The 4944-nt window shown below is 60.0% G+C and carries 7 protein-coding genes and 1 pseudogene; 2 read left to right on the top strand and 6 right to left on the bottom strand.

Annotated features, from left to right (window positions below; all coding sequences use genetic code 11):
- The coding region (locus E5198_RS20420; RefSeq protein WP_305956081.1) for a MauE/DoxX family redox-associated membrane protein at positions 1 to 234 on the bottom strand (234 nt) is incomplete at its 3' end.
- A 10-nt stretch (positions 235 to 244) separates the two neighbouring features.
- Positions 245 to 1387 (bottom strand): amine dehydrogenase large subunit, encoded by a 1143-nt coding sequence (locus E5198_RS20415; protein ID WP_136491748.1) that lies wholly within the window; start codon positions 1385 to 1387, stop codon positions 245 to 247.
- Positions 1388 to 1614: 227 nt separating this feature from the next.
- On the opposite strand from E5198_RS20415, the gene paaX reads away from it, so the two are divergent.
- Entirely contained in the window at positions 1615 to 2541 is a 927-nt protein-coding gene (paaX, locus tag E5198_RS20410; RefSeq protein WP_136491747.1) for a phenylacetic acid degradation operon negative regulatory protein PaaX, read from the top strand.
- 58 nt (positions 2542 to 2599) lie between these two features.
- Here paaX and E5198_RS20405 read toward each other — a convergent pair whose 3' ends face one another.
- Entirely contained in the window at positions 2600 to 3097 is a 498-nt protein-coding gene (locus E5198_RS20405; RefSeq protein WP_136491746.1) for a calcium-binding protein, read from the bottom strand.
- Between E5198_RS20405 and E5198_RS20400 the strand changes: the two are divergent.
- Positions 3014 to 3367, top strand: a pseudogene (locus E5198_RS20400) (IS30 family transposase); the annotation flags it as partial. The gene E5198_RS20405 and the pseudogene E5198_RS20400 sit on opposite strands and share 84 nt — an antisense overlap.
- An 81-nt stretch (positions 3368 to 3448) precedes the next feature.
- Here the strand turns inward: E5198_RS20400 and E5198_RS20395 are convergent.
- From E5198_RS20395 to E5198_RS20385, 3 genes are all read right to left on the bottom strand, one after another.
- Positions 3449 to 3988 carry a hypothetical protein gene (locus tag E5198_RS20395; RefSeq protein WP_136491745.1) on the bottom strand — a complete coding sequence of 180 codons (540 nt, stop codon included), beginning with the start codon at positions 3986 to 3988 and terminating at the stop codon, positions 3449 to 3451.
- Positions 3989 to 4068: 80 nt separating this feature from the next.
- Entirely contained in the window at positions 4069 to 4356 is a 288-nt protein-coding gene (locus E5198_RS20390) for a hypothetical protein (protein ID WP_305956080.1), read from the bottom strand.
- Between the two features lies 1 nt (position 4357).
- On the bottom strand, positions 4358 to 4852 hold the full coding sequence (locus E5198_RS20385) for a hypothetical protein (protein WP_136491744.1): 495 nt from the start codon (positions 4850 to 4852) through the stop codon (positions 4358 to 4360).
- Positions 4853 to 4944: the final 92 nt, after the last annotated feature.

Here is a 4944-nt window from a genome sequence, read left to right as displayed (position 1 = left end):
GGCCACTGCCGCGCCGCCACGGCTGAACGGCAGCAGCAGGCCGAGGGCGACGGCGCCCTCGAGCAGCGGCAGGGCGCGCGCCGCCGGCCTGATCAGCGCCGTCGGCAGCAGGGCGTAGGCCTCCAGCTGCGCGGCGAACCAGCGCGGCGCGCGCAGCTTGTGGGTCGCCGCGGTCGCCAGGATCGCCGCCAGCGCCAGGGCGCAGGCGTAGATCAGGATCGGATCGAGTGGCATGGCAACCTCCTCAGTGGCTCTGCACCAGGGTCGGCGTCTTGGCGATCCCGGTCATGGTGCCGGTGTGCTTGCCGCTGTTCAGGTCGAACACCTCGAGGTCGCCGGTGACGGTGCTGGCCAGCAGCAGCGGCTTGTCGTCGCTGGTGGCGTGCAGGCTCCACATCAGGCCGGGCGCTTCCAGGGTACCGATCTTCTTGCCGGTCTTCAGGTCGAAGACCCACACGGTGTTGCTCGGATCTTCCCAGTTGAGCGGCTTGTGGTCCGGGTGCATCAGCACGTACAGGCGGTCGAGCTTGGGCGCCAGTGCCATGGTCTGCCAGCCGCCGGGGGCCCAGCCGGCCTTCTTCTCTTCCGCACTGACCAGCGACCAGGTCGGCAGGAACTTCGGCTTGTCGCCGGACAGGTCGACCGGATGGATCTCGCCTTCGGTGGTGGTGAAGTAGTAGACGTCGCCCTTGGCCACCGCGCGCTCGACCATCTTGACCTGGTTGGGGTCGAACATCGGCGTCTGGTGGCGGCCGATCTCCTTGCCCTCGTCGTTGAGGGTGACCACCTGCAGGCTGCCGTCGCCGCACAGCGAGGCGAAGCGCCGCGCGCCCACCGGGTAGTTGAGGATGCAGCCGCCGATGGCGATCTCGTTGACCGTCTTGCGTGCCTTGGCATCGACCACGGTGACCGAGGTCGACGGGGTGAAGTTGTAGATGTAGACGAAGCGGTCGTCGCTGCTGGTGTTCAGCGCGTAGCGCTCGGTGATGCTGTTGGTGCGCTTGGGCGGAATCTCCACCTCCCACAGCGGCGACAGGGTCGAGCTGTCCCAGGCGGTCAGCATGTCGGTACGGGTGCCGCGCACGTAGCGCGACCAGTAGGTGTCGGCGGTGTAGAGGGTCTTCTGGTCGTGCGCCGGCACCATCGGCGCCATGCCGCCGGTGCTGAGCATGCCGAGCATGCGCTTGGCGTCCGGATCGACCACCACCACGCGGGTAGCGATCATGTTGGTGAATTCGACGTCGACGATGTAGGCGCGGTGCGGCTCCGGCGGGAAGGGCAGGGTGACCTGGCCTTCCTTTTCCACCGGCAGCTCGGCCTGGGCCGCACCGGCCAGGGCGATGCCGAGGGCCAGCGTGGTGCGTGCAAGGAGGTGTGTTATTCGCATGGGATGGCTCCCTTGTTCTGGGTATTGGGCCGCGATGGCGAGCGCAGCGGTTGGCGTCCCCGAGTCTGCCGGGGCTGCCGTCGACCTGCATGGCTGTGCCTGCCAAGCACTTGTCTGCCAGTGCCATGCGCGGCGCGTCGGCCGAATGCCCGAGTGGCACGGTAGGACGGTAGCCTTACGCCCGATCCCCTAGGTATAGTCGCGATTTTCCGGCCAATCCCGTATCCATGACTTCCCTCGCTCCTCTGGCAAACCTGATCCAGCGCTTCCAGGAACAGACCCCCATCCGCGCCAGCTCGCTGATCGTCACCGTCTACGGCGACGCCATCGAGCCGCATGGCGGCGCCGTGTGGCTGGGCAGCCTGATCCAGCTGCTCGAGCCGATGGGCATCAACCAGCGGCTGATCCGCACCTCGGTGTTCCGCCTGACCAAGGACGGCTGGCTGAAGGCCGACAAGGTCGGCCGGCGCAGCTACTACAGCCTGACCGGTCCCGGCCGGCGGCGCTTCGAGAAGGCCTTCAAGCGGGTCTACAGCAGCAGCGTGCCGGCCTGGGACGGCGCCTGGTGCCTGGCGGTGCTGTCGCAGCTGGAGGCGGACAAGCGCAAGCAGGTGCGCGAGGAGCTGGAGTGGCAGGGCTTCGGCGCGCTGGCGCCGACCGTGCTGGCCAGCCCGCGCTGCGACCGCGCCGACGTGGCGGCGACCCTGCAGGAGCTGGAGGCGCTGGACGACACCATCCTGTTCGAGACCACTGCCCAGGAGGTGCTGGCCTCGCGGGCGCTGCGCCTGCAGGTCAAGGAGAGCTGGAAGATCGACGTGCTCGGCCAGCACTACAGCGAGTTCATCCAGCTGTTCCGCCCGCTGTGGCAGGCGCTGCGCGAGCAGGAGCGGCTCGAGCCGCAGGACTGCTTCCTCGCCCGCACCCTCTTGATCCACGAATACCGCAAGCTGCTGCTGCGCGACCCGCAGCTGCCCGACGAACTGCTCCCCGGCGACTGGGAAGGCCGCGCCGCGCGCCAGCTGTGCCGCAACATCTACCGGCTGATCTGCGCGCCGGCCGAGCAGTGGCTGAACCAGGTGCTGGAAACCGCCGACGGCCCGCTGCCGGAGGCCGGCGAGAGCTTCTACCGGCGTTTTGGCGGGCTGCAGGGCTGAAACGGAACGGCCGGGGCATTCGCAGCGAATGCCCCGGCCGCTGTTCAGATCGGAACGATCACTGCCAGTTGGCGGCGATCACCGTCTCCAGCTGAAGCTTCTGCTCGGCACCGAGGTTGCCCTCGCCGCCGGCCGGCACGCCGAAGGCGGCCATGGCGTCGACCAGGCTCTGCACCTGGCCTTCCAGCAGGGTCTTGCCATCGGCGGTCTTGAACTGGTCCAGGTGGTAGCTGCCGCCCGAATACCAGTTGCTGATGGTGGCCTTGTCGCCTGAGCCGATGATGCTCACCTCCAGGTTCGAGCCACTGCGGCGGAACCAGATGTCCTCCACGCCCACGTCACCGCCGAACAGCAGGGTATCCAGGCTGTCCGGGCTGGTGTCGTAGTCGTTGCCTTCGCCGCCGACGAACAGGTTGTCCTGCGCCGAGCCGCTGACGGAGAGGCGATCGTTGCCGGAGCCGCCGTACAGGCGGGCTTCAGCGCGGCGTTGAATCGCATGCCGCTGGCGGCGCGCAAGAGCATGACCTACGACCAGGGACGGGAGATGGCACGCCATGCGGAGCTCACCCAGAAGACGGGTGTGGCGATCTACTTCTGCGACCCGCACAGCCCTTGGCAGCGCGGTAGCAACGAAAACATCAACGGACTGATCCGGCAGTACCTGCCCAAGGGCACGGACCTGTCGGTATACAGCCAAGAGCAGTTGGATGCGATCGCCTACGAACTGAACATCCGACCGCGTAAGCGCTTCGGCTTCAAGTGCCCCATCGAGGTCATGACCGAGTTGATGGCCAAGCATCATGAGGCACCCGCCTCAATCCAGTAACCGTGTTGCACTCAGATCCTGCAACCGCCCTTTTCCACGGAGGCAGTCATTGCATCAAAATAATCATCCATGCTTGCCATATCAATCTCCATTTAAGTATTTAAAGAGCTTCAAAGTAGCTCCGTACACCACAAGGCAGCAGGCGCCAAATGCCCACCAAAAAGCAAAAACCATCAACAAATACAAAAAATCATACTTAATAAAAATCCCCCCCAAATAGTTGCTTTTCCCTGCAAAGCAAAGCGCCCCCCATATAAAAAGAGGCCCCATCACAACAGCCCCCAGAAACCCTTTAAATGCAATCCGCGCATCAAGCCTCATTACATTTTCAAGCTTAAAGTACGCCCCCCCAGAAAAGGCAGATACAAAAATAACAAAAACCCATGCAGCATGAATTATCAAGAGAGAAGCGGAAACGCTTGAAGGCCTCTTAAAAGGAAGATCAAGCACGCCCTTGACATTAGGCGGGAGAAATATAAAGGCATCATAAAACGAGCTAGCCACCCCACCTCCGAAAAACCCGAAAACCCAAGCGACAAAGACAAGCAGAAATATCCAGACTGGGAAATGTGAGCCATAAAATGAATCAACCATAACTCGACGAAAATTACCCGCACGCATACTATCAATCCTTTCCATAAAAATAAAAAACCAATAGCGCGCCAAGAAAAAACATAAAGCCCCCACACATCACGCCAAGGTCAGCGCCCCACTAAACTTTCATCGACATACTGCTGAATCGGACTGAGAAAGTAGTCGATAACCTTGCGCTTGTCGGTCTTCACCTCCGCCCTGACCGACATCCCCGGCGACAGGGCGATATCATTCTCGCCCACACGGATACGACTTTCATGGATCTGAATCCGTGCGCTATACACCAGCCCGAGACGCTCATCCTCGATGGCATCGTTGGAGATACTACCTAATACGCCAGCGACGTTTGACCAATAACTCTTGAAAAGACTTTCAAAACCTGCATCATCTGTCATCTTAATGGTTCCTTCCGTTTTTTAATATAACGACAATGCATGAAACAAATAGATAGAGTCCAATAAAACTAATTAGAGCCGCACCCAGCCAATCTAGGTTATGAACAATCCCTCTCGCAATTTGTGAAAACTTATTTTTCCCCTCAAAGCCTACCGCCCCTAATCCAACCAGAATCCCGAGGACGGCGAAAATGGAAAAGATCAATCCACCTCCGCTACGGAGCGAGACGAAGCTAAATCCATTTTTCAAGGAAAGTAGAAATATTAATGGCGTCAGAAATAGCGCGACGATCATGACTAGACAGAATATATTATATCTCTCTATATGTCCTTGATAATTGGAGTAAAGCAATTTTATTAAATCAAAAGGCTGAGTAATAAAAGATAGTAACCATCCCAATAAAACACTTGATCCAAACCAAGCCGCCGCTATTGCTGGTAGGTGAATTTTGACTTCCACCCTATTAATTATATTGATTTTGTCTTTGGGGCTCATCGTTCACTTAAACTCGGCGGTTGCAGGAACTGAGTGCAACACGGTTATTGGAGTGAAGCAGGTGCCTCATGATGCTTGGCCATCAGCTCGGT

It is taken from the genome of Pseudomonas sp. A-1, assembly GCF_004801855.1.
In the GTDB taxonomy this organism is placed as follows: Bacteria; Pseudomonadota; Gammaproteobacteria; order Pseudomonadales; family Pseudomonadaceae; genus Geopseudomonas.
This window is presented reverse-complemented; position numbering and strand designations above follow the sequence as displayed.

Bases quoted from the DNA above. Each gene is read 5' to 3' on its own strand.
- E5198_RS20415 (WP_136491748.1), bottom strand. From the start codon at position 1,387: ATGCGAATAACACACCTCCTTGCACGCACCACGCTGGCCCTCGGCATC.
- paaX (WP_136491747.1), top strand. From the start codon at position 1,615: ATGACTTCCCTCGCTCCTCTGGCAAACCTGATCCAGCGCTTCCAGGAA.
- E5198_RS20405 (WP_136491746.1), bottom strand. From the start codon at position 3,097: ATGGCGTGCCATCTCCCGTCCCTGGTCGTAGGTCATGCTCTTGCGCGC.
- E5198_RS20395 (WP_136491745.1), bottom strand. From the start codon at position 3,988: ATGCGTGCGGGTAATTTTCGTCGAGTTATGGTTGATTCATTTTATGGC.
- E5198_RS20390 (WP_305956080.1), bottom strand. From the start codon at position 4,356: ATGACAGATGATGCAGGTTTTGAAAGTCTTTTCAAGAGTTATTGGTCA.
- E5198_RS20385 (WP_136491744.1), bottom strand. From the start codon at position 4,852: ATGAGCCCCAAAGACAAAATCAATATAATTAATAGGGTGGAAGTCAAA.